General features: G+C 61.4%; 25 protein-coding genes and 1 pseudogene. 3 read left to right on the forward strand and 23 right to left on the reverse strand.

Annotation, left to right across the window (positions count from 1 at the left end; genetic code table 11):
* Positions 1-3 precede the first annotated feature (3 nt).
* From V5E99_RS19915 to V5E99_RS19925, 3 genes are all read left to right on the forward strand, one after another.
* Positions 4-1,023: an alpha-ketoacid dehydrogenase subunit beta gene (locus V5E99_RS19915; protein WP_499803973.1), complete on the forward strand. Its 1,020-nt coding sequence runs from the start codon at positions 4-6 to the stop codon at positions 1,021-1,023.
* Complete coding sequence (locus tag V5E99_RS19920; RefSeq protein WP_499803974.1) at positions 1,020-2,132, forward strand: acetoin dehydrogenase dihydrolipoyllysine-residue acetyltransferase subunit; 1,113 nt, start codon at positions 1,020-1,022, stop codon at positions 2,130-2,132. Before V5E99_RS19915 ends, V5E99_RS19920 begins: the two co-directional genes overlap by 4 nt.
* A gap of 90 nt (positions 2,133-2,222) precedes the next feature.
* A complete protein-coding gene (locus V5E99_RS19925) occupies positions 2,223-3,287 on the forward strand; it encodes a 2,3-butanediol dehydrogenase (protein WP_499804070.1) in 1,065 nt (354 codons plus the stop codon).
* A gap of 258 nt (positions 3,288-3,545) precedes the next feature.
* On the opposite strand, the pseudogene V5E99_RS19930 reads toward V5E99_RS19925, so the two are convergent.
* From V5E99_RS19930 to V5E99_RS20040, 23 genes and pseudogenes are all read right to left on the reverse strand, one after another.
* Positions 3,546-3,844, reverse strand: a pseudogene (locus V5E99_RS19930) (IS21 family transposase); the annotation flags it as partial.
* A gap of 216 nt (positions 3,845-4,060) precedes the next feature.
* Positions 4,061-4,471 carry a hypothetical protein gene (locus tag V5E99_RS19935; RefSeq protein WP_499803975.1) on the reverse strand — a complete coding sequence of 137 codons (411 nt, stop codon included), beginning with the start codon at positions 4,469-4,471 and terminating at the stop codon, positions 4,061-4,063.
* A gap of 152 nt (positions 4,472-4,623) precedes the next feature.
* Complete coding sequence (locus tag V5E99_RS19940) at positions 4,624-4,761, reverse strand: hypothetical protein (protein WP_499803976.1); 138 nt, start codon at positions 4,759-4,761, stop codon at positions 4,624-4,626.
* 29 nt (positions 4,762-4,790) lie between these two features.
* Complete coding sequence (locus tag V5E99_RS19945) at positions 4,791-5,108, reverse strand: fimbria/pilus outer membrane usher protein (RefSeq protein ID WP_499803977.1); 318 nt, start codon at positions 5,106-5,108, stop codon at positions 4,791-4,793.
* A gap of 15 nt (positions 5,109-5,123) precedes the next feature.
* Complete coding sequence (locus V5E99_RS19950; RefSeq protein WP_499804073.1) at positions 5,124-5,276, reverse strand: hypothetical protein; 153 nt, start codon at positions 5,274-5,276, stop codon at positions 5,124-5,126.
* A complete protein-coding gene (locus V5E99_RS19955; protein ID WP_499803978.1) occupies positions 5,210-5,593 on the reverse strand; it encodes a fimbria/pilus outer membrane usher protein in 384 nt (127 codons plus the stop codon). Before V5E99_RS19955 ends, V5E99_RS19950 begins: the two co-directional genes overlap by 67 nt.
* A gap of 760 nt (positions 5,594-6,353) precedes the next feature.
* On the reverse strand, positions 6,354-7,583 hold the full coding sequence (locus V5E99_RS19960; protein WP_499803979.1) for a putative porin: 1,230 nt from the start codon (positions 7,581-7,583) through the stop codon (positions 6,354-6,356).
* 389 nt (positions 7,584-7,972) lie between these two features.
* On the reverse strand, positions 7,973-8,932 hold the full coding sequence (locus tag V5E99_RS19965) for a PDR/VanB family oxidoreductase (protein WP_499803980.1): 960 nt from the start codon (positions 8,930-8,932) through the stop codon (positions 7,973-7,975).
* A 3-nt stretch (positions 8,933-8,935) separates the two neighbouring features.
* Positions 8,936-9,373, reverse strand: coding sequence for a Rid family hydrolase (locus tag V5E99_RS19970; RefSeq protein ID WP_499803981.1), 438 nt, complete (start codon positions 9,371-9,373; stop codon positions 8,936-8,938).
* Positions 9,370-10,398: an aromatic ring-hydroxylating oxygenase subunit alpha gene (locus tag V5E99_RS19975; protein ID WP_236713353.1), complete on the reverse strand. Its 1,029-nt coding sequence runs from the start codon at positions 10,396-10,398 to the stop codon at positions 9,370-9,372. Before V5E99_RS19975 ends, V5E99_RS19970 begins: the two co-directional genes overlap by 4 nt.
* 27 nt (positions 10,399-10,425) lie before the next feature.
* Entirely contained in the window at positions 10,426-10,653 is a 228-nt protein-coding gene (locus V5E99_RS19980; RefSeq protein WP_027923567.1) for a recombinase-like helix-turn-helix domain-containing protein, read from the reverse strand.
* A gap of 1 nt (position 10,654) precedes the next feature.
* Complete coding sequence (locus tag V5E99_RS19985) at positions 10,655-10,972, reverse strand: hypothetical protein (RefSeq protein ID WP_123368846.1); 318 nt, start codon at positions 10,970-10,972, stop codon at positions 10,655-10,657.
* A 14-nt stretch (positions 10,973-10,986) separates the two neighbouring features.
* Entirely contained in the window at positions 10,987-12,129 is a 1,143-nt protein-coding gene (locus tag V5E99_RS19990; RefSeq protein WP_499803982.1) for an FAD-dependent monooxygenase, read from the reverse strand.
* Positions 12,130-12,142: 13 nt separating this feature from the next.
* Positions 12,143-13,108, reverse strand: a complete 966-nt coding sequence (locus tag V5E99_RS19995; protein ID WP_499803983.1) for a VOC family protein — start codon at positions 13,106-13,108, stop codon at positions 12,143-12,145.
* Positions 13,105-14,601, reverse strand: coding sequence for an aldehyde dehydrogenase (locus V5E99_RS20000; RefSeq protein WP_415756765.1), 1,497 nt, complete (start codon positions 14,599-14,601; stop codon positions 13,105-13,107). Before V5E99_RS20000 ends, V5E99_RS19995 begins: the two co-directional genes overlap by 4 nt.
* A gap of 10 nt (positions 14,602-14,611) precedes the next feature.
* Complete coding sequence (locus tag V5E99_RS20005) at positions 14,612-15,415, reverse strand: aspartate dehydrogenase (RefSeq protein WP_123368849.1); 804 nt, start codon at positions 15,413-15,415, stop codon at positions 14,612-14,614.
* A gap of 10 nt (positions 15,416-15,425) precedes the next feature.
* Positions 15,426-17,108, reverse strand: coding sequence for a thiamine pyrophosphate-binding protein (locus V5E99_RS20010; protein ID WP_499803984.1), 1,683 nt, complete (start codon positions 17,106-17,108; stop codon positions 15,426-15,428).
* Positions 17,101-17,898 (reverse strand): SDR family oxidoreductase, encoded by a 798-nt coding sequence (locus tag V5E99_RS20015; RefSeq protein ID WP_499803985.1) that lies wholly within the window; start codon positions 17,896-17,898, stop codon positions 17,101-17,103. The genes V5E99_RS20010 and V5E99_RS20015 overlap by 8 nt, the downstream gene beginning before the upstream one ends.
* A 1-nt stretch (position 17,899) precedes the next feature.
* A complete protein-coding gene (locus V5E99_RS20020) occupies positions 17,900-18,736 on the reverse strand; it encodes an IclR family transcriptional regulator (RefSeq protein ID WP_082555898.1) in 837 nt (278 codons plus the stop codon).
* Positions 18,733-19,617, reverse strand: a complete 885-nt coding sequence (locus tag V5E99_RS20025; RefSeq protein ID WP_499803986.1) for an alpha/beta fold hydrolase — start codon at positions 19,615-19,617, stop codon at positions 18,733-18,735. The genes V5E99_RS20020 and V5E99_RS20025 overlap by 4 nt, the downstream gene beginning before the upstream one ends.
* Before the next feature lie 4 nt (positions 19,618-19,621).
* On the reverse strand, positions 19,622-20,173 hold the full coding sequence (locus V5E99_RS20030; RefSeq protein WP_499803987.1) for a cupin domain-containing protein: 552 nt from the start codon (positions 20,171-20,173) through the stop codon (positions 19,622-19,624).
* Between the two features lie 13 nt (positions 20,174-20,186).
* Positions 20,187-20,951, reverse strand: a complete 765-nt coding sequence (locus V5E99_RS20035) for an SDR family oxidoreductase (RefSeq protein WP_499803988.1) — start codon at positions 20,949-20,951, stop codon at positions 20,187-20,189.
* Positions 20,951-21,727: an ABC transporter permease gene (locus V5E99_RS20040; protein WP_027923579.1), complete on the reverse strand. Its 777-nt coding sequence runs from the start codon at positions 21,725-21,727 to the stop codon at positions 20,951-20,953. The genes V5E99_RS20035 and V5E99_RS20040 overlap by 1 nt, the downstream gene beginning before the upstream one ends.
* Positions 21,728-21,741 lie beyond the last annotated feature (14 nt).

The following is a 21,741-nucleotide window of genomic DNA, read 5'->3' on the forward strand; positions in this document are numbered from 1 at the left end:
ATCATGGCGAGAAAAATCAGCTATCAACAGGCAATCAATGAAGCCCTGGCCCAGGAAATGCGCCGCGATCCGAGCGTATTCATCATGGGTGAGGACGTTGCCGGCGGTGCCGGAGCTCCCGGCGAAAGCGACGCCTGGGGCGGTGTGCTCGGGGTGACCAAGGGCCTGTACCACCAGTTTCCCGGGCGGGTGCTCGACACGCCGCTGTCGGAACTGGGCTATGTCGGCGCCGCCGTCGGGGCTGCGACCTGCGGCACGCGGCCGGTCTGTGAACTGATGTTCGTCGACTTTGCCGGCTGCTGCCTGGACCAGATCCTCAATCAGGCGGCGAAATTCCGCTACATGTTCGGTGGCAAGGCCTCGACCCCGCTGGTCATCCGCACCATGGTCGGGGCCGGCCTGCGGGCGGCCGCCCAGCATTCGCAAATGCTCACCTCGCTCTGGACCCACATTCCCGGGCTGAAAGTGGTGTGCCCGTCGTCGCCCTACGACGCCAAGGGCCTGCTGATCCAGGCGATCCGCGACAATGATCCGGTGATTTTCTGTGAGCACAAACTGCTCTACAGCATGCAGGGCGAGGTGCCGGAAGAGCTCTATACCATCCCCTTCGGCGAGGCCAACTTCCTGCGCGAAGGCAAGGACGTGACCCTCGTGTCCTATGGCCGCACGGTCAACCTGGCGATGGACGCGGCCCGCAGCCTGGCGGGCCGTGGCATCGACTGCGAAGTGATCGACCTGCGCACCACCAGCCCGATGGATGAAGACAGCATCCTCGAAAGCGTCGAGAAGACCGGACGCCTGGTTGTGATCGACGAAGCCAACCCGCGCTGTTCGATGGCCACCGACATCTCCGCGCTGGTGGCGCAGAAGGGCTTTTCGTTCTTGCAGGCGCCCATCGAAATGGTCACCGCGCCGCACACCCCGGTGCCGTTTTCCGACGCCCTGGAGGATCTGTACATCCCCGACGCGGCGAAGATCGAAGCCGCGGTGCTCAAGCTCATCGAGTGGAGGAAACGCCCATGAGTCAGATCCATACCCTGACCATGCCCAAGTGGGGCCTGTCGATGACCGAAGGCCGGGTCGACGCCTGGCTCAAGGAGGAGGGCGCGGCCATCGCCAAGGGCGATGAAGTGCTGGATGTGGAAACCGACAAGATCTCCAGCAGCGTCGAAGCTCCGTTCGCCGGGGTGTTGCGCCGGCAGATCGCGCGCCAGGACGAAACCCTTTCGGTCGGTGCCTTGCTCGGCATAGTGGTCGAAGGCGAAGCCAGCGAGGCCGAGATCGACGCAGTGGTCGAGCAGTTCCAGGCCAGCTTCGTGCCGGGTGCTGTCGGCGACGAAGACAGCGGCCCGGCTCCGCAAAAGATCGAACTCGATGGGCGGATCATCCGCTATTTCGAGCGCGGCGAAGGCGGCACACCGATGCTGCTGATCCATGGCTTCGGCGGTGACCTGAACAACTGGATGTTCAACCACGAGGCGCTGGCGGCCGGGCGCCGGGTCATCGCCCTCGACCTGCCTGGCCATGGTGAGTCCGGCAAAGTCTTGCAGCGCGGTGACCTCGATGAACTGAGCGAAGTGGTGCTGGCGCTGCTCGACCATCTGGATATCGAAGCGGTGCATCTGGTCGGCCATTCCATGGGCGGCGCGGTGTCCTTGAACACCGCCCGGCTGGCGCCACAGCGGGTGCGCTCGCTGACCCTGATCGGCAGCGCCGGTCTCGGCCCGCAGATCAACGGCGACTACCTGCAAGGCTTTATCGAGGCCGCCAACCGCAACGCGCTCAAACCGCAACTGACGCAGTTGTTCTCCGACCCGGGGCTGGTAAATCGGCAAATGCTCGAAGACATGCTCAAGTACAAGCGTCTGGAAGGCGTCGACAGCGCATTGCGCCAACTGGCCGCGACGCTGTTCGCCGACGGCCGCCAGCAGCTCGACCTGCGCGCGGTGGTGCAAGAGGGGCGACAGCCGGTGCTGCTGATCTGGGGCAGCGACGACGCGATCATTCCGGCGGCGCACACCGAGGGCTTGTCGGCACAGGTCGAGCTGCTGTCGGGCCAGGCGCACATGGTGCAGCTGGAAGCGGCGGAGCAGGTCAACCGGCTGATTCTGGAGTTTGTGCAACAACACTGACGGCATGCCCGGCTGCCGGTGAGGCAGTCGGGTCCTGGCGACTTCAAGGAGCATTGATCCATGACACTTCCTATCATCGACACCCGTAGCATGCGGGCGGCCGTCTGGCATGGCCGCAACGACATCCGCGTGGAAGACGTGCCACTGCCCATCGCACCACCCTCCGGTTGGGTGCAGATCCGCGTGCAGTGGTGTGGCATCTGCGGTTCCGACCTGCATGAATACGTGGCCGGGCCGGTATTTATCCCGGTGGACGCACCGCACCCGCTGACCGGGATCATGGGCCAATGCATTCTCGGCCACGAATTCTGCGGCGAAATCGTCGAAATCGGCGCCGACGTCCAGGGCTTCAACATCGGCGAGCAAGTCGCCGCCGATGCCTGTCAGCATTGCGGCATTTGCTACTACTGCACCCATGGGCTGTACAACATCTGCGAGAACCTGGCGTTCACCGGGTTGATGAACAACGGCGCGTTCGCCGAGCTGGTCAACGTTCCGGCCAACCTGCTGTACAAACTGCCGGCCAACTTCCCGGCCGAAGCCGGAGCACTGATCGAGCCGCTGGCGGTGGGCATGCATGCGGTGAAGAAGGCCGGCAGCCTGCTGGGGCAGAACGTGGTAGTGGTCGGTGCCGGGACCATCGGCCTGTGCACCATCATGTGTGCCAAAGCGGCCGGTGCCGCCCAGGTGATCGCGCTGGAAATGTCCAGCGCGCGCAAGGCCAAGGCCTTGCAAGTCGGCGCCAGCCACGTCCTCGACCCCAACCAGTGCGATGCACTCGCTGAAGTTCGCCGACTGACGGGCGGCCTCGGCGCTGACGTCAGCTTCGAATGCATCGGTAATAAACACACCGCCAAACTGGCCATTGACCTGATTCGCAAGGCCGGTAAATGTGTACTGGTGGGGATTTTCGAGGAGCCCAGTGAGTTCAACTTCTTCGAGCTGGTGGCCACCGAGAAACAGGTGCTGGGAGCCCTGGCGTACAACGGCGAATTCGCTGACGTGATCGCTTTTATCGCAGACGGGCGGCTGGATATCAGCCCGCTGGTCACCGGCCGAATCAACCTGGAACAGATCGTCACGCAGGGCTTCGAGGAACTGGTCAACAACAAGGAGCACAACGTGAAGATCATCGTCTCGCCGAGCACCTTCTGACCGATCCCGAACTTCGCCTTGGCGATGGCCGTTACAGGCCATCGCACTTTTTCGGGTTTTGCGGTTCTACTTTTGGCCAGGATGCGGCGAATTCCATCGCATCCGGATTGTTCAAGACTCCTGCCAGTGGCCAACGTTGTTCTTTCTGTCGTCACGCGATTTTTTCGCAATCCGTTGCTGCTCTGCGCCGTAGCCGTCCTCCTTCAGCGTTTCCTACTTTTGTAGTTTTCGCATCAATTCGCTCTTGACCTCTCAATAATCCGGCAGCGGTTGCAGTGCGGGTTGGTCGAGCGTATCGAATGCCGAGCGACGCGAGCCTGGCAGCTTCTTGAAGGGCCGTTGGTTGAGGCGTTCCAGCACACGCCGATCGCGGTGTTGAGTTCACACAGCGAGAAGAACTGACGGTTGCGCAACGCCGCGAGGATCCAGCGCTCGACCACTTGCACGCCGACTTCGACCTTGGCTTTATCCTTGGGTTTTCGAGCGCGAGCGGGCAACACAGCGACCCTGTAATGCTGGGCTAGATCGCGGTAGCTGGGGTTGATATCCGGCTCGTAAGGCTGTCGCCGCTAATGGTCAGAACCTCGCCTTGCGGAATTGTCTGGGCCGCTATGCAAATAGGCGCTAGGCCTGGATTTCGATAAGTGAACCTCGAGCTTGCGACGAACACCGGCAGGCCATTGACCTGTGTTCCGGTGCATCCCTTAAACGTCTGCGCATTAGTGATGACCAGTTCCATCAGGTAGTAATCCCGGTAATGGCCGGAGTTTTCGTCAGGGCCGATGTTGGTCGCACTGTCCATCCCCAGTTGTTCCGAGAAAAACCTTTTGGGGGGAGCGCAGCGATGCAAAGCGAATCCCCACTCCGGGCAGACCGCTAATCGAGGTCGTGTTGTAGATTGAATTGAAACGGCCAAATGCATGCCAGTAACCCCCGATCATCAACTCGTCCATGACATTACCGGTTTTCTGGTAGGTGACGTCGAGGATGACTACTCTGCGAGCGACCACCAGCCCCTCGGGGGGATTCGCCAGTATCTCGGTATAGTTCCAGGGCAGACCATTGACCTTCGCCATGCAGCTGTTGTTAACGAAGTTGGCCTTTGCGGGATTCATGACCCCGCATATCAGCGCTAGCCCAAAAAGCCACCGCCACATCGACTGTCTGAGTCGTGCGATAGTCATGTCGTACCTCATTGATCAGGAGCGGCACTCAAGCCGGGCCCGCAGGAAGTTTATCGCCGGATCACGCGTCGGTAATTGATAGGGGCCACGCATTGCTGCTTGCTCCACTTGATGGTCAGTTCACCGGCATCCTCTTCCAGCAGAGCCAGGGCCTAGCCGGTAGGGTCCGATATGCCCAGTTGCTTGCCGCTGGCGTCTTCCACGGCCGCACTGAAGGGGATGGTCTGGCAATCGGTGTCATACAGTTCGAATTGCACCCGGCGCCCGCTATTGCCGACGAAGGTGGACACCACCATGGCCCCCGGCGCGGCACCACTTGCTAGGTAGCGTTTTCAATCTCGATATCGCCGCCCAGATCGCGGGTGTCTAGGGTGACCCAGTTGGTGCGGTAAGGCAGGGCGTTGGGCACAACGGCGTAGCCATTGCCTGCGGTGCGGGCACCTGCATAGCTCTTGATCTTGACGTCGGCGACGTCCGGCACGTTTACTAAGATGAAGGTCTCGCCGACTTGACGCCCCAGATTGACACCACTGGCATGGGCAACCACCGAACCAGCAGCGCCGAGGCTCTGGGTTCTGAACCCCGAGCCTTGGCTGTAACCGGTAGACACCTCCCCCGAGCGCGTGCGGTTGGTCACCGAGGCGGAGCCGGATTACCCGGTGTGGTCATTGCCCGCTTGCAGCGAATATAAACTGTCGCCGCTCTCGCCCAAGTAGCCGCTGACCCCTGCCTGGGTGCTCAGGTCACCATCGCTCTGGCGCATGGTATTGAGTGTGGCGCGGGGCGAGCGCGGTTTGCTGCCCAAGGGGATAGCGATAGGGTCATCTGGGTGTCGGCGTTGGCCCTGTCGTAGTTCGAGGTGCTTTGGTTGCGTGACACGCCAACGCTGTAATTGAGATCCCGCCAAGTGCTGCTGTAGCCGCCGGAAAGGCTGCGGGTTCCCCTGCCGTCCCAGAAGCGCTGGTCGGTCGCATTGAGGTACAGGCTACCGTACTTACGGTCGCGGCCCAGGCTCTGGTTGATGCTCAGGTTCGTGCGGGGTCGCGAGGCGCTGGTTGGGTAGTTGTTGCTGCCGGCCAGGTCCTCATAGCGTTCTCCTTTGGTAGGCGGCCGGGCATTCATTCATGCCCACAGCCAGGCATTGCTGGGTTTTCTGGGGATTGGCATATGTTGTGGCTCCGATGACGGGCAGAACGGAATGTGCTTGGCGTATTGCGGCAGCCAGTTCGTAGCGGTTGTTGAGCCGGGTCGTGGGAAAACTGTAGGCAGCGATAGGTACGCCTAAGATCAACGCAGCGGGAATAGGTGCAGCAGCTTGCGCGCTGCCTCCGCGGGCGAAAAGGATGAGTCCATGGGCGCGACGAATTGTTTGAGCTTCATCGGCCAAGTGTGTAGGCGCAACAGGGAAGATTGAATCAGACGAGTCTTAAAAGATGCAGGGTGCGCGTAAGCTAGATGGCTCTCGTTCCGGCGTTATCAGCTGATAAGCGCGCCAAGGCTGATGTGTAAGTAACCGGGCATGTGCTGACCTTTGTTGAGACTCAATGCCTGAGAAGGAACTCTAATGCGCGTAATGGTTGTGGACAATGACCCGTCGTTGGCGAATTTGCTCAGACAACTGGTGCTGAGCAAGAGGCCAGGTTCAGATTTCGACTGGTAAAGCAGCTTAGCTGCGCAACTCGGCCACGTACTGAAAGGGGATAGGGATCTAAACGGTTCTGATTTAAAGCAGTGTTCGAGTGCCTGCTATTGGCCGATTTTTGCCGGTCGCGACCGGCAGTAAACGACCCATTGCAATCAGCCAGATTAGGACGTGCGGTTGCCGAAAATCACGTCTGTCGGCGGATTTATCGCAGCCACAACAGCGGCCATAGGGCAGGCATCAGAAGTAATACCCAATGTTGATATTGGTCCGGTAGTACCAGGCATTGCTGCCGATTGAACTGGTGTTGGTAAAGCCGGATCCGTTTTCGGCACCGCCATAGGGGTTGGCATTTTTTGCCCAGGTCAGGTCGACCCACGCCATGATCGGCATGGCCAGGAATTGCGCACCGACGGTGTACATCTGCGAGTCGTCCCAACCGCTCTTGTCTTTCATCATGCGACTGTAGTCGTTGTACAGTTTGATCTTCTTCAACTGACCCAGTTTCGGCGTCGGGATGTCATAGCTGACGTTCAGCGAGGCGATGGTGGCTTTGGAGGCGATCAGGTACGCCGGGGTCAGGCCGTTGCCGCCCATCAGCACCGAGTCGTTGCTGACCCCGGCAGGATTCTTTGGATCGTACTCGTAGCGAATGCCTTGGGTGGAGACGGTCCACGCGCCGGCATTGATGATGGCGTGAATGCCGCCGGCCCAGTAATCGCCGTCGTCTTTGGTGGTGGCGTTGTACAACTGGGCGGCGGCCACCGACGCGCCGATTTCGGTTTTCCAGCCGTCATTGATAAAGGTCCGCGCGACCCGGGCGTTGATCTGGTTGTGTTTCTCGTTGTCCTGGCGCGACTGGGTGAAGGGGATCGCATTGTCCTTGAGGTCGGCGTAACGCCCGACTTCCGGCGAGTAGCGAATGTCGGAAGGCAACATGCGCGGGAAGTACCCCAGTTGCAGATCCCAGTCCTGATCCTTGTAGCTGTACTTCAAGCCTGTGCCGGCGCTGACGCCATAGCCCATGAAGAAGGGCAGGTGATAGCTCCAGCCGAATTGCGGATAGGGCTCCAGGCCAAACGGTTTGAACGGCGCGCCCAGTTGCAGGTTTGAGTTGCTGTTGAGGCGGTAGCCGACGAAGCCGCGGTCGATGGAGCGCTTGCCGTCATCCTGAAACCAGTAGCCGACATCGCTATAGAGATTTTTGTAGGTCGCCTGTACGTCGATGCGGAAGGTGTCGAAGAGAAAACGCCCATTGTTTTCGGTGGTGTCCCAATGCTCGTCGCGGTAGTTGGTTCGCAGGGCACCACCGATGTCCAGGCTGCTTTCGCCATCGTCGCTGCGCCAGGCGATATGCGGAAACGGCTTTTTACCGGTAGTCGATGTCACGGGCGCAGCGGGACCGGGTTCACCGGCGAAGCTCACGCAACTGCTCATCATCAGTCCCATACATATAACGTAATGCTTCATGTTGACTCCGCTGCTCAATTGAACGCTACAAAGTGACCGGCAACACTGTTCCGTTCGCCTTGAAAGTGGCGATGGGCGGATAACGTCGAGTGTTGCTTTGATTAAGTGCGTTTCTGTTTTTATTGTTTCATGGGTAATACGGCGTATGGCCTATGAACTCAGGGTTACCTGAGCAGAAACTATGCCAACTGTAAGAGGTCTGTCAGGTACTTAAAAACTCAATAAAAACAATTGTTTATATGGGAAACATGTTTGTTTGTATTGCCCATGAAACAGGCGCCTCGAGGGGTAACGAAACTGCACGTTCACTGTGCGTTTTTTATGTCACGCGCATAAAAAAGGCCGACATACCTGTCGGCCTGTTTAACCCTGGAAACTTGATACTCGCGTTATAGATCCAGTACCAATCGCCGACTCTTGCAGCCCGACACACACACCATCATCGATTTGTTGGCCGCACGTTCGGCTTTGGTCAGCACGCCGTCCCGGTGGTCGACATCACCTTCCAGTACGCGTGTTTCGCACGACCCGCAGACCCCTTCGCGACAGCTGTACTCGATGTCGCAACCCGCCTCGAGCAGCACATCGAGCAAACTCAAACCTGGCTCGATCGACAGCGTCTTGCCGGATTTTTTCAGTTCGACGCTGTAGCTGCTCTGCGCGTCTTCAGACGGCGGCAGTTCGGCCGCCGCGAAGCGCTCGATATGCGCATGAGGGTAACCGAGGCCTTCGCAGGTGCTTTCGAAAGCGTCGAGCATCGGCGTCGGACCGCAGCAATAGAAGTGCGTATCGCTGGGCTGATCGGCCAGGTAGGCGCTCAGGTCTGGCGGCATGCCCTTTTCATCGTTGAAGTGATAGACGACTTTGGCACTCAAGCCGCTGAGTTCCTCAACCAGCGCGGCTTCCTGTCGCGAGCGGGCGCAGTAGATCAGCTCGGCGGATTTTCCCAGTGCCAGCAGTTGGCGGAACATGCAGTAAATCGGTGTGATGCCGATACCGCCGGCCACCAGCACGCTGTGTCTGGCACTCAGGTCGAGCTGGAAGTTATTGCGCGGCGACGAGATCGGCAGTTGCATGCCGACCCGCAGTTGCGCGTGCACAAATTCCGAGCCGCCGCGGCTGTTGCGATCACGCAGGATGCCGATCACGTAACGGCCTTGATCGCTTGGCGAGTTGAGCAATGAGTAACTGCGCACCAGACCGTTGGGTAAATGCAGATCGATGTGCGAGCCGGCTTCAAACGGGGCGAACACCGTGTCGCCAAACGGCCGCAATTCGACGCTGATGATGCCTTCGGCTTCATAGCGCAACGTGTGCACGCGAGCGGTGAGGGGGGAGGAATGGGACATCGGTCACCTCTTTTCGACAGTACGCAAATCGAGATCGAGACGCGCGCCGGCCTCGATCTCCACCCGCAGTTCGGGAAACACCAGCGCGCTCACTTCAACCAGCGTGGAGGTAGGAAAAACCGCCTGACCTTCGAAGAAGTCACGCCGTGCGCGACCCACTTCGTCCTTGTCGGCAATATTGGTGACATACACCGTCAGCCGGTAAATGTTGCCGATATGCCCACCCGCCGCCTCGACCAGCGCCCGGACTTTGTTCAACACGACAAGTGTCTGGGCGTAGGCATCGAGCGGCGCGTCAGCCACAACGGCCAGGCGTGTAGCGGGATGGCCGGTCATGCCGGACATCACCACTTCATTGCCGATCAGCAAGGCATTCGACCAGGTGGCGCTGGCCGGCTCGATCAACGAGCCGGCCTGAACACGTTGCACGGCTGCGTTCATGGCAACTGCTTCGCGTCGATCAGCTCCAATTGGGCCTTGGCCGCGTTTTTCAGGTAGCGACGCAGACGCACCACACCGAGGTCATGCTGGTAGAGGTTTTCCCGCTGGTTGGCGTCCGGCTCCATGAATTCGAGCAGCACCCGGTCCTGTTCCAGCACCGCCCAGTGGCGTGCTTCCAGGCGATTTTTGTAGAGGAAACGCCAGGTGTCGCGCTGCCAGCCGGTCAGCGGACGGCAACGCCAGTGGAACACTGCCGACAAGGAACGGCTGCTCGGTGTGTAGCTGCCGATGATGGTGAAGTTGCCGCCCGGGCCGCCGGTTTTCGGATAGGGGATTTCCAGGCGCAGCCAGTGGCAGCCGTTATCCATGAACTCGGTCCAGTCGAAATTCACCCCGCGCTGGCCTTCTTTCTCGAAGAAGAAACCGTTGTCGGTGTCGCGGGTGACGAACTTGGCGGTGGCTTCGCCTTCGCTCATGGAGTGCGACATCTTGTGCAGGTAGGTGCCGTGCATCGGGTCCATGACGTTGTCGATGACGTAGCGATAATCGCCTTTCCACTCGGTGTAGCAGAGGAAGCTGCTCCATTCCGGGGAGGTCAGTTGCTCTGGCAGGACCAGCTCCGGCGGCGTGTCCACGTGCGGATCTGCCGCGTTGTACAGAAAGATCGCGCCAGCGGCTTCACGGGTGTGGAACATGCGTGTCGGGCGGCTGCCTTCAAGCTTGCAACCGGGGCTGCCGGGGACTTTGGTGACGGTGCCGTCACAGCGCACTTCGACGCCGTGATAAGGGCATTGCAGACGGTCACCCAGCACCGGCCCCTGGGACAGCGGCGCGCCGCGATGAGGGCAGTGATCTTCCAGGGCGTGGACGCTGCCGTCATTGTCGCGCCACAGGGCGATCTTGTAGCCCAGACGGCGAATCGACACCGGTTTTTCGCCCAATTGGTCGGAAGGCAGGACCGGGAACCAAAGGTTTTTCAACCCGTTGGCCAAGAGGTTTTCAGCGGGATCGACGGTTGTATTCATGTTCATTTCTTATTGTCCTCCGGCGGGTCATTCGCCCAGCCGAGCCATCAGGGTTTTATAGGCGTCTGCTGTCCACTCTCCGGTGGTCAGCGGGCAGGGCGGCCCGGCCAGATTCAGGTGCGCGAGCAGGTCGGGCAACTCGGTCACCCCGTTGCCAAAGGCGCGTTCGATGGAGTCGCCGAGCAACTCTTCGAACTGGGTGTTGGGACGTTTACGGGCCTGATGGGGCTCCAGGTAGGGTTCGGTATTGCTCATCTCATTGACCTCCATTACGTACCCGTTCGCGGATCATTTCGCGCACGGGAATAAAGTCATACGTCGGGAAAACTTCGGTGCTGAACACGCCCCAGGCCGAGCGTTCGAGCTCGACGTTGAGGGTCGGCAGCAGGCTCGGCGGCAACCGCAGGGTGACGATCTGGCCCAGGCCCATGGCCACGGTCCAGGACACCACCTCGACGCCTTGCGGGGGAAACCGTTCCCACCAGTCCTGCTGCTTCATGTGCCGCTGAATCTCTTCCAGGTTCTTTGATTGGTCGTGCTTGAGCAGCACGGTCACCAGCAAGGTCTCGCTCATGCCTGCGGTCCTGCTCACGCCACGTTCGGCATCGGCACGGCCCAGGCGTCATAGCCATAAACCCAGTCGGCGTTGCCGCCGTCCTTGAGCCATTGGTTACCACGCGAGCCGATCTGGATCTGGCTGGTGCGTTGCAACCGCGCCTGCTGATAAGCCTGCAGGGCATCGGCGATTTGCGCGGTGCTGGTCAGGTCTTGCAAATGGCGAGCGAGCACCACCGCATCTTCGATCGCCTGGCCGGCGCCTTGAGCCATGAACGGCATCATCGGATGGCAGGCATCGCCCAGCAACGTCATCGCACCCTTGGACCAGAACGGCAGCGGATCGCGTTCGTACAGCGCGGTCTTGAGCACTTCGTTACACGCATCCAGCAGAGCGCGAGCGTCCGGGTGGAAGTCCTGATAGTGGCTGCGCAACTCGTCGGCATCGCCGGCGCTGGTCCAGGACTCTTCATGCCAGCTGTCCTGAGCGGTGGTGGCGAAGATGAAAATGTCCCGGCCCTGGTTCAGCGGAAACGTCACGATCTGGCTTTGCGGGGTAGGGCCCCACCATTTAGTGAACGCCTGAATGTTCGGCACATGGGCCACGCTTTCAGCAGGTACGACGGCGCGGTAAGCGACCACTCCGGTAAAGCGTGGCTGCTCATCACCGAACAGCGCATTACGCACCACCGAATGGATGCCATCGGCGCCGATCAACAGATCGGTGACGTGGCGGCTGCCATCCTTGAAGCGCAACTCGATGCCGTCGGCGGTTTGCACGACGTGCTCGGCGCGTTTGCCAAACTTCACCTGTTCGGGTGGAAAGACGTCCGCCAGTGCGGCCAGTAGATCGGCGCGGTGAATGGTCAGTTGCGGTGCACCGTATTTCTGTTCGGCGGCATCGGACATTTCCAGGCGCGAAGTTTCCTCGCCGCTGTCCCACAGGCGGCTGATCCGGTGCGTCGGACGAGCGGCCGGAATGCGCACGGCAGCGCCCACCCCAAGACCATCCAGAGCACGTACGGCATTAGGTGTCAGGTTGATATCGGCGCCGACCCGCAAAAAGGCTTTCGACTGTTCGAATACGGTGACGTTATGGCCTGCGCGAAGCAGCGCAATGGCGGCGGTCAAGCCACCGATACCGGCCCCGGCAATCGCGATATTCAGTGCGGACATGAGTAACTCCTGCTCAGGGTTTCGGTTTGTCGGTGAGGAACTTGCCTTGCGGCGCTTCGACATGCTGCTGGCGTCGGGTATTGCCATCGATGCCGCCGGCAATCGCCCATTCAGCGAACATCGTCGGGCCCGGCTCGAAGTCCCGCGGCTGCCATGCGCCGGTCAGTTGGTCTTCGTCGGCGTAGTACTCGACCAGCGCGCCGGCCGGGTTTTTGAAGTACCAGAAGAACGCCGACGACACCGGGTGCCGACCCGGACCGATTTCCGTTGCCCAGCCGCGGCGGGAAATGTGCATGCCGCCACCGAACACTTCGTGCACATCGCGCACGGTAAAGGCGACGTGGTTGAGGCCGGCACGAGGGGCGGGCAGTTGCAACATGAACAGGTCGTGGTGGCCGCCTTCTTCGGCGGTGCGCAGGAACGCCCCGCGATCCGGATAGCGGTCAGAGGCCTGGAAGCCGAAACGCTCGTGGTAGAAGGCTTCGCAGGCGTTGACGTCCTTGACGAAAAACACCACATGGCCGACTTCGATCGGCGTGGCGCGGTCGTAGATCGGCGCAGCCTTGTTGATCCGGCCTTTGGTCTGCCAGGTGTTATGGCCGCTGCACTCGATCTCCAGTTCACGCTTGCGGGTCACTTGCAGGCGGATCGCCAGGCCGTTGGGGTCGGTGCAACCGATGCGCCCATCCGCTTCGATGAAGCCCGGATCGTTGGCGATTCGTTCGCTATAAAGCTTCAAGTCAGCGTCGCTTTCGACGCCCCAGACCACTTCGCGCACGGTCGAACCGGCTTCGATGGCGGGCGGCAAACCGGCCTTTTTGATGTCGGCGAGCACCACGCGGCAACCGTTGAGGGTTTCGAAGACCACTTCGTCAGGTTGTTCGCTGACTTTCGTCAGGCCCCAGTCGCTGAAAAAACGCACGCTGGTGTCGAGGTCCTCGACGCCGTAGGTGACTTCATCAATGCCTAAAACGCTCATAACCCAACCTCTCGTTGCACACCGGCCCAGGCCAGTGGCTGTTCATTCATGCCCCAATAAAGGCTTTTCTGTTCCATGTACTGCAGGATGCCGAGGCGACCTTTTTCACGGCCCAGACCGCTGTCGCGCCAGCCGCCGAACGGTGTGGAAATCGAGAACTGTTTGTAGGTGTTGATCCACACCGTCCCGGCCTGAATTTTTCGGCCCAGCGCCCAGGCGCGTTTGTAGTCGCGCGTCCAGATGCCGGCGGCGAGCGCGTACAGGCTGTCGTTGGCCTGCTCGAGCAATTGCGCTTCGTCATCGAAGGGCATCGCCACCAAAACGGGGCCGAAGATCTCTTCCTGACAAACCTGTTGGCTGTTGTTCAGGCCTTCGAGGATGGTCGGCGGGTAGTAATAACCCTGGTCGTACACGCCACCACTCGGACGTTTGCCACCGAGCAGCAGGCGTCCACCTTCGGCCAGCCCTAGAGCAACATAACGCTCCACCGAGTCGCGGTGGCCGGCGCTGATCAACGGCCCCATTTGGGTACGTTCATCGGCCGGATCACCGACGCGCAGTTCGGCCGCAGCGGCCACCAGACGCGCCATGAACGGCTCATACAAGGCGCGGGCGACGAACAACCGCGACCCGGCAATGCAGGCTTCGCCCGAAGAACTGAAGATGCCGTACAACACACCGGCCACCGCGTGGTCGAGATCGGCATCGTCGAGGACGATGGTCGGCGATTTGCCGCCCAGTTCCAGCGACACCGGCATCATCTTGTCAGCGGCGATGTGGGCAATGTGTTTGCCGGTTTTGGTGCCGCCGGTGAACGACACGCGCTTTACCAGCGGGTGACGGGTCAACGCATCACCGAGCAGCGAACCCTTGCCCGGTAGCACACTGAGCAATCCTTTCGGCAACCCGGCGTCTTCGCAGATGCGCGCCAGTTGCAAAGCCATCAACGGGGTGATTTCCGCCGGTTTGATCACCACCGCGTTGCCCGCCGCCAGCGCCGGAGCGACCTTCTGCGCTTCGCTGGCAATCGGCGAGTTCCACGGGGTGATCGCGGCGATCACGCCCATCGGTTCGTACACACTCATGCTGACGAAATCACCACGGGATGGCGTGATGGTTTCTTCGAGGGTTTCGCAGGCCGAGGCGAAAAACTGAAACGTACCGGCGGCGCTGGCCACCAGGGCACGGGTTTCGTTGATCGGTTTGCCATTGTCCTGGCGCTGCAATTGCGCCAGTTCTTCGCTGCGCTCACGGATCAGCTCGGCGATGCGGTACAGCACGCTGGCCCGTTCGTGAGGTTTGCGCTGCGCCCAGCCGCTGTGCAAAAACGCCTGATGGGCGCCTTGCACGGCGTCTTCGACGTCCTCGACACTGGCGGCATTCAGCCAGGCGACGGCTTCGCCCGTGGCGGGATAGCACGTGGCATAACGCTCGCCGCGACCCAGGCGCCAGTCGCCGGCAATGCAGATCGGTAAAGTCTGTTCGAGAGTCATCGACGGTCCCCTAAATCGAAATCGCGTGGGCGTGGTTGCCCAAGGCGCGGACAACGCTGTAAACGGTCAGCGCCGAGGTCTTCGGGTTGGCCAGCAGCGGTTTGCCACGCAAGCTCAGTTCGAAACCGCCAAAAGCGCCGCGTGCTTCGAAGTGATGGACGTTCTCCTCGCTCAGCGGATCGGCGATCAGTGTCACGTGGGTACGGTCCAGGCCGAGCCCGGCCAGCGACAAGGTCGCCGCAACGTTGGCGTTTTTTGGATAGAGCCGTGCCGCTTCCCGGGCGCTGCCCTGAAAAATCACCGTGGCTTCGGTAATGCTGTCCAGGTCACAGGCCTGTTCAGCGGGGGTGTTTTTCCAGGCTTTAGCCGGTTTGCGGCCGGTGTAATTGACCGAATCCAGCCCGCCGACTTTGGCCGCCGACAAGGCGTCGATGCCGCCGATGGCGCCGGGCAGCAACTCGATGCGGGTCTGGCCGCGTTCGGCTGCCGCTTCCAGGCGTTCAACCAGGCCGACTTCGGACAGCGCGCCGACCGAGACGATCAGGCAGGCGATGCCACGTTCCAGCGCCGGCAACACATGTTCTTCGATGGCGCGGTGGCCGGCGCACTCGACCAACAGGTCCGGGCGTGCATCGGCCGGCAAGGCGGTCAGCACCTGCGGCGGTTGCTTGAAACTGGCCAGCCGCTGGCGGACCAGTTCTTCAGACCCGGCCGAAGCGATGACGTAGTCAACGCAAAGCTGCGGGTCCTTCTCCAACAGTTCGAGCACGCCGACGCCAATGGCGCCGCAGCCGATCATGGTGATATGCAACATGACGAAGTCCTCAGGCCGTGGCTTTTTGCGCTTTGGTTTCGCTGTTGGGCGGACCGGCGAACTGGGTGGCGAAGCTGCCGACGGCGAGCATGTCGACTTCCAGCAGGAACGGGCCGGGTTGAGCCAGTGCGCCGTCGACCACGCGGCCGAAATCCTTCAGGTCGGTGACCAGGCCGTGGCGCAGGCTCAGGGATTCCGCCAGCTTGGAATAATCCGGCGTGTGCAGGTCGACGTAGCAGTGACGGCTGCCGTAGACCGCGTCCTGAATATTGCGGATCACACCGTAGCGCTGGTCGTTCATCAGCAGAATCACCACGTTGGCTTTCTCTTGCACCAGCGTCGCCAATTCGCCGAGGTTGAGGATGAAACCGCCGTCACCGGCGAGGGCAAAGACCTTACGCTCAGGGTCGGTTTCCGCTGCGGCCACGGCCGCGCCAATGCCCATCGACAAACCCTGGCCAATGCCGCCGCCGAGGGCATGCACGCCGGCACGCGGGTGGAACAGGGTCAGCAGGCGGTTGCCCCAGATGCTGTTGGACAGCGTGACGTCGCGCACCCAGGAGAAATTGCGCCCGGTGATGGCTTGCAGCTGTTCGACCATGGCCGAGTACGGGCCGAGGTCGGCGATCAATTGGCTGCGGGATTTTTCGCGGACGTCCTTGAGTTCGGCGAGGAATGTCGGGTCGATCTGCAGGCGACCTTCGAGACGATCCGCCAGGCCTTCAAGGGCCAGCGCCGAGTCGCCACAGATGAATAGCTCGCTGTTATAGCTGCGACCTTCGATGGCCGGGTTGGCGTCGATTCGCAAGGTGTTGCGTGGCAATTTCAACGCGTACTTGAAGGTTTCGTTGCTGCGCAGACGGGAGCCGGCGATCAGCAAGGCATCGCAGCTTTGCAGGAATTGCTCGACCAATTTGTTTTGCGAGAACGCCCCGAGGCAACGTTCGTCATCTTCGTTGACCACACCGCGACCCTGAGTCGAGGTAATCACACCGACGCCCATGTCCAGCAGGCGTTTGACTTGCGGCCCGCAATGCCGCGCCCCACCGCCGAGCCACAGCAGTGGGCGGGTGGCTGTGGCCAGACGCTCGGCCACCAGGTCCAGCGCTTCGGGCGCGGGGACGGCCACTGGAACTGGCAGCGGTGAAAGGTCGGTCGGCATCGTGATAAACGTCGACTGGATGTCGATCGGGATTTCCACGCTGACCGGCCCGGTAGGAGCGGTCAGGGCGGTTTGCACGGCCAGTTTCATCGTGCTGATGGCGGTTTCGACGCTGCGTACACGGAATGCAGCCTTCGATACAGCCTTGAGCATGGTCAGTTGGTCGCGGGCTTCGTGGATGTAGGCGAATTCCTGGTCCAGGTACGGCGTTTCAATCTGCCCGGTGATGTGCAGCAGCGGTGTGCCGGCGGTCAACGCTTCGACCATGGCGCCAGCGGCGTTGCCGGCTGCGGTGCCGGTGGACGTCAGGCAGACACCGAGGCCGCCGGTGGTGCGGGCATAAGCGTCAGCCATGTTGGTGGCGCCGGCTTCACCGCGAGCCATGACGAAACGGATATTTCCGCGAACGGCGAAGGCATCGAGGATCGGCATGTTGTGGATCGAGATCACGCCGAACGCGGCCTTGACGTCGCACTGTTCGAGAAACGCGGTGATGGCAGCGCCAACGGTGACAGTATTTTCATTACGCATGGCGGGACAGGCCTCCAGAAACATCGATATGGCTGCCTGTGGTGTAAGCCGACAGAGGCGAGGCCAGAAACAGGATCGCGCGGGCTGCTTCAATCGGCAGGCCCAGACGCCCTAAGGGAATGTGTTTTTGTTGCGCGAGCCGGGCGGTCCATTGGGTCCAGTCCAGATCCCGCTCTTCGCGGGCCTCGAAACGTCGGCGCCATTGCCCGGACTCAACCAGGCCAATGAGGATGCCGTTGACCCGAATGCCTTGACCGGCAAATTCGGTGGCCATCGAGCGCACCAGGTTCATGACCCCGGCGCGAGCGGCCGAAGTGGCGACCATGTGCGGTTCCGGCTGGCTGGCCAGCAGCGAGTTGACGCAGACGATGGCCGCGTTCCGCTGGCGTTGCAGCTGTGTCATGAAGGCGTGGACCGGGTTGATCACCGAGAAGAACTTCAGGTTCAACTCTTCGGTCCAGGCGCTGTCGGTGGTGTCGGCGAAGGTCGACACCCGACCTTGCCCGGCGTTGTTGATCAGCACGCTGGCCGGGCCCAATGCGGCCAGGCTAGCCGCGGCAAACGCCTTGACCGAGTCCGCATCGAGCACGTTGCAAACATGGGCGAGCAGCCGTGCTTCGGGGAAGCGTTGACGCAACTCGGCTTCGGCGCTGCGCAGCCGGTTTTCGTCCCGACCGCAAAAGGCCACGGCCGCGCCAGCTTCGAGCAACAACTCGACGCAGGCCAGGCCAATGCCCGAAGAGCCACCGGTGACAATCGCGGTGCTGTCTTGCAGTTGATAAAGGTTCATCTCAATCCCTCATCAATGCAGTGACGCGGTGCTGACCGTCATGGGCAGCAGCGCTGTTGTAGTTGAGCAGTCGCGACAGTTCGTCGGCGCTACGGCGCACTTGCAGCAGCAACTCGTTGAAGTTGACGTGAGCGATCTGTGCGGTCGGGATCGTGACGCCCAGCGCCGCGACGATCCTGCTTGTCTCATCGCGCACCGGGGCGGCGACGGTCGAGATCGTTGACTCGAAGAAGCCTTCGCTGCTGACGAACCCGCGCTGTCGGTCCGCCTGAACCAGGTCGAACAGTTCCATCACGGTTTTCGGCGTGCACGGCGAGAACTGCTCCAGGTGTTCTTCCGGGTACAGCTCACGCAACTCGGCCAGCGACAGGTCTTCGAGCAGAATGCGCCCGAGGACAGTGGCGTGGGCGGGCAGGCGAGTGCCGACGTTGACCGCGCTGGAGAACACCGACGGCGGCGAGACCTTGGCCACGTAAACGATCGAACGACCATCGCGCACCACCAGGTTGCTCGGGTAGTTGAGGCGGTCGCACAAACGAGCCAGCAGCGGCTGACCCAGTTCGGTCAGCTCCAGCGAAGCCAGGTATTCAAAGCCCAGGCGCAGCACCGACATGCCCAGGCGGTATTCATTGCCGCTGCGGGTGACGAAGCCCATGGTTTCCAGGGTCGTCAGCAGACGGAATATGGTCGAGCGTGGCAGTGCCAGACGCCGGGCCAGTTCCGGCGCGGTCAGCGTGCGATTGCGCCGGCTGAATTCGCAGAGCAGCAGCAGGCCGCGCTCCAGGCCCGGCACGATGTATTTGTCCTGAGCGTCCTTCAGCAGATCTGAATCGTTCATAGAGATGCACCTGTCAGGGATTCTTTAATGGCAAAGGCCAGACGGCCCGCCACGACATAAGGTTGTTCAATAGGGCTGGCATGCCCGGCATCGGCAATCAGGTTGAACGTGGCGCCCAACGCCTTGGCCAGGGTCAGGCAGCTTTCGGGCGCCGTGATGCCGTCGGCTTCGCCGCAATGCACTTCGCAAGGCATCGACAGCGGTGGGTGCCGCAGCAGGTCATCGCTGCACAGAAGTTCAATGGCCTGGCGATAGCCATCGGGATTGAGTCGCGCCATGTTCCATCGCACCCAGGCCAGTGCTTTCGGGCTGGCGGCGGGTGAAAGCATGTAGGGACTGCGTTGCTCGGCCATCTGCTGAATGCTCAGTTGTTCCAGGGCACGCAGGCGTTTGTTGCGCACTTCCTGACGCTGCAACGCGCGTGATGGATGGCCATAGCCTTGGGCCGGGCTGATCAAGACCAGCCGGCTGATCCGTTGCTGCTGCACGCCGCTGGCAAACGCTGTGGCGGTAATCGCGCCCAGGGAATGACCCACCAGCACACAGCGCTGGATGCCCAGTGCGTCGAGCAGTTGCAGCAGTCGTTCGGCGTAGTCCGAAGCGTCGGGGGCCAGCGATCTCAGCGGCGTGGAATCACCGTAGCCGGGCGCGTCCCAGGCAATCACCCGGGCGCTCTGGCCAAGCTCCTGCGCCACCTCTAACCACGACGCCGAGCCCGAGCCGATCCCGTGCAACAACACAATGGCCGGCCCGGCCCCGCATTCGCGAAAGGCCTGGCGACCGCCGGCGATCTCCAGCGTGCGCACCGGAAAGTTCAGGGCCAGTTGTGCCTGGAGGTCAGCCGTGAGCGGCGGGACGAGATTATCGATGGCGTACGACATGGTCTTATCCGCGCTTGATCGAGGCCAGAGGGTGTTCTGGCGGGTAGGTCGGGGTCAGCGGTTTTTTCGCGCCGAGCATCACGCACATCAGCGCGTCTTCATCGCCGATGTTGATCTCTTCGCGGTACACGCCGGGCGGCACGGAAATCACGTCGCGGTCGGTGAGGATGGTTTCGAAACGCTCGCCGTCCTTCTCGATCACCACTTTGAGTTTGCCGCGCAGCACAAAGAACACTTCTTCAACGTCGGTGTGCAGGTGCGGCGGACCTTCGTGACCGGCCGGAATCACCATGGTGGAGAACGTGAAGTTCTCCGACGGGATGGTGTTCATGTCGGTGCTCACGCCGGTGCCGCCGGTGCCGATGTAGCGCATTTGCGCACGACGGAACTTCGGGTCGTAGTCGGCCTGGAACTTCAGCGCGTTCCAGTCGTACTTGCGCGTGTCGTAGCGAGCGATGCGGGTTTTCATCCAGCTTTCGAGATCGCTGCCGGCCGGCTGTTCCCAGCTTTTCGGGGTGTCTTGCTGTGATGACGAGTGTGCGGATAGATCGGTCATGGCTGTCTCCTGATCAAGGCATGACGAACCCGCCGTTGACCGGCAAGGTTTGTCCAGTGATGAAGCGGGCGAGGTCGGACAGCGCGAACAGCACGGCGCCGCTGACGTCTTCGGGAAGTTGCGGGCGTTGAATGGCCCGGTGGTCGTTGTACAAACGGTGACGTGCTTCGGGCACGTAGGCGGTCGCTTCGACCAGCACCAGGCCGGGCGCGATGGCGTTGACCGTGATGTTGTCGGTGCCCAGTTCGCGGGCCAGGCTGCGGGTCATCGCGATGATTGCGCCCTTGCTGGCGACATAGGCCAGCAGGTTGGGCGCACCCCACAGCGGCGTGTCCGACGCCAGGTTGACGATGGCGCCACGACCGCTGGCGCGCAGGGCCGGCAGACACGCTTTGGTCATCAGCCAGGTGCCGCGCACGTTGACTTGCATGACCTGATTCCAGGTATCGAGGCTTAGCTCTTCGCAGGTTTTGCCACCGGAATTGGTGATTGAAGCGTTGTTCACCAGACCGTCGAGGCCGCCGAGCAAGCGGGTGGCTTCAGCCACGCAGGCATCGATCGAATCGGGTTGCGCCAGATCAACCGTCACGCCATGCACCGTCAGGCCTTCGGCGACGAGTTCAGTGGCCGATTGCTGGACGCGCTCGGCAAGAATGTCGGCGATCACCACGTGGGCACCGGCGCGGCCGATGGCCTGGGCAAAGGCATAACCCAATCCGCGGGCGCCCCCGGTGACCAGGATCCGGCGGCCTTCGAGCAAACGATTGAGGGCCGTCATCATTGCGTACTCAGCATGGCTTTGGGCATGTAATGCAGAACGCGTTTTTCGGCCCAGACCACCGCGCCGTAAGAGAGCACTCCGATCAGCGTGAGCATCACAATCGCGACGAATACGCCCGCGGTGTTGCCCTGACCTTCAGCATCGACCAGCAGGAAGCCCAGGCCCTGGTTGCCGCCGACCAGCTCACCGACGGTGACGCCGATCACCGCCAGGGTCGAGGCAATGCGCAAGCCCGAGAACAGCGCGGCCATGGCCGATGGGAACTCCACCAGGCGGAAGATCTGCCAGCGGCTGGCGTTCATGGTCCGGACGAGGTTGATCATGTCCGGGTCAACGGTGCGGATGGCCGACAGCACGTTGATCATCACCGGGAAGAACACAATCAGGATGGCGATCAGGATCTTCGGGTAAATCGTGTAGCCCAGCCACATCACGAACAGCGGGGCGAAGGCGACTTTCGGGGCGATTTGCAGGGCCAGAATGTAAGGCGACAGCATGGCTTCGGCAGCGGGCGAGAGCCCGAGCGAAACACCGATCGCCACACCGAGCAGAGCGCCCAGGCCGAAGCCGACGATGATCTCGAATGCGGTGATCAAGGTATGTTGCAGCAGGCCGCCGGTTTGCCACATCACCACACTTTCCTGGGCCACGCGGCTCAGGTGCGGCATGACGAATTCGGGCATGCCGAGCAGTCCCGGGCCCCATTGCCAGAGCACCAGGAACAGGATCAGCAGGGCAACGCTGCCGAGCATGGAGTTATTGAGGTTTTTCATCGTGTCGTTACCTT

The organism is Janthinobacterium sp. LPB2021202312-11-4, from assembly GCF_037049705.1.
Lineage (GTDB): Bacteria > Pseudomonadota > Gammaproteobacteria > Pseudomonadales > Pseudomonadaceae > Aquipseudomonas.

What these genes read in the sequence shown, in the direction of transcription:
- V5E99_RS19915 (WP_499803973.1), top strand. Translation starts at nt 4, where the DNA reads ATGGCGAGAAAAATCAGCTATCAACAGGCAATCAATGAAGCCCTGGCC.
- V5E99_RS19920 (WP_499803974.1), top strand. Translation starts at nt 1,020, where the DNA reads ATGAGTCAGATCCATACCCTGACCATGCCCAAGTGGGGCCTGTCGATG.
- V5E99_RS19925 (WP_499804070.1), top strand. Translation starts at nt 2,223, where the DNA reads ATGCGGGCGGCCGTCTGGCATGGCCGCAACGACATCCGCGTGGAAGAC.
- V5E99_RS19935 (WP_499803975.1), bottom strand. Translation starts at nt 4,471, where the DNA reads ATGACTATCGCACGACTCAGACAGTCGATGTGGCGGTGGCTTTTTGGG.
- V5E99_RS19955 (WP_499803978.1), bottom strand. Translation starts at nt 5,593, where the DNA reads ATGAATGCCCGGCCGCCTACCAAAGGAGAACGCTATGAGGACCTGGCC.
- V5E99_RS19960 (WP_499803979.1), bottom strand. Translation starts at nt 7,583, where the DNA reads ATGAAGCATTACGTTATATGTATGGGACTGATGATGAGCAGTTGCGTG.
- V5E99_RS19965 (WP_499803980.1), bottom strand. Translation starts at nt 8,932, where the DNA reads ATGTCCCATTCCTCCCCCCTCACCGCTCGCGTGCACACGTTGCGCTAT.
- V5E99_RS19970 (WP_499803981.1), bottom strand. Translation starts at nt 9,373, where the DNA reads ATGAACGCAGCCGTGCAACGTGTTCAGGCCGGCTCGTTGATCGAGCCG.
- V5E99_RS19975 (WP_236713353.1), bottom strand. Translation starts at nt 10,398, where the DNA reads ATGAATACAACCGTCGATCCCGCTGAAAACCTCTTGGCCAACGGGTTG.
- V5E99_RS19980 (WP_027923567.1), bottom strand. Translation starts at nt 10,653, where the DNA reads ATGAGCAATACCGAACCCTACCTGGAGCCCCATCAGGCCCGTAAACGT.
- V5E99_RS19985 (WP_123368846.1), bottom strand. Translation starts at nt 10,972, where the DNA reads ATGAGCGAGACCTTGCTGGTGACCGTGCTGCTCAAGCACGACCAATCA.
- V5E99_RS19990 (WP_499803982.1), bottom strand. Translation starts at nt 12,129, where the DNA reads ATGTCCGCACTGAATATCGCGATTGCCGGGGCCGGTATCGGTGGCTTG.
- V5E99_RS19995 (WP_499803983.1), bottom strand. Translation starts at nt 13,108, where the DNA reads ATGAGCGTTTTAGGCATTGATGAAGTCACCTACGGCGTCGAGGACCTC.
- V5E99_RS20000 (WP_415756765.1), bottom strand. Translation starts at nt 14,601, where the DNA reads ATGACTCTCGAACAGACTTTACCGATCTGCATTGCCGGCGACTGGCGC.
- V5E99_RS20005 (WP_123368849.1), bottom strand. Translation starts at nt 15,415, where the DNA reads ATGTTGCATATCACCATGATCGGCTGCGGCGCCATTGGCGTCGGCGTG.
- V5E99_RS20010 (WP_499803984.1), bottom strand. Translation starts at nt 17,108, where the DNA reads ATGCGTAATGAAAATACTGTCACCGTTGGCGCTGCCATCACCGCGTTT.
- V5E99_RS20015 (WP_499803985.1), bottom strand. Translation starts at nt 17,898, where the DNA reads ATGAACCTTTATCAACTGCAAGACAGCACCGCGATTGTCACCGGTGGC.
- V5E99_RS20020 (WP_082555898.1), bottom strand. Translation starts at nt 18,736, where the DNA reads ATGAACGATTCAGATCTGCTGAAGGACGCTCAGGACAAATACATCGTG.
- V5E99_RS20025 (WP_499803986.1), bottom strand. Translation starts at nt 19,617, where the DNA reads ATGTCGTACGCCATCGATAATCTCGTCCCGCCGCTCACGGCTGACCTC.
- V5E99_RS20030 (WP_499803987.1), bottom strand. Translation starts at nt 20,173, where the DNA reads ATGACCGATCTATCCGCACACTCGTCATCACAGCAAGACACCCCGAAA.
- V5E99_RS20035 (WP_499803988.1), bottom strand. Translation starts at nt 20,951, where the DNA reads ATGACGGCCCTCAATCGTTTGCTCGAAGGCCGCCGGATCCTGGTCACC.
- V5E99_RS20040 (WP_027923579.1), bottom strand. Translation starts at nt 21,727, where the DNA reads ATGAAAAACCTCAATAACTCCATGCTCGGCAGCGTTGCCCTGCTGATC.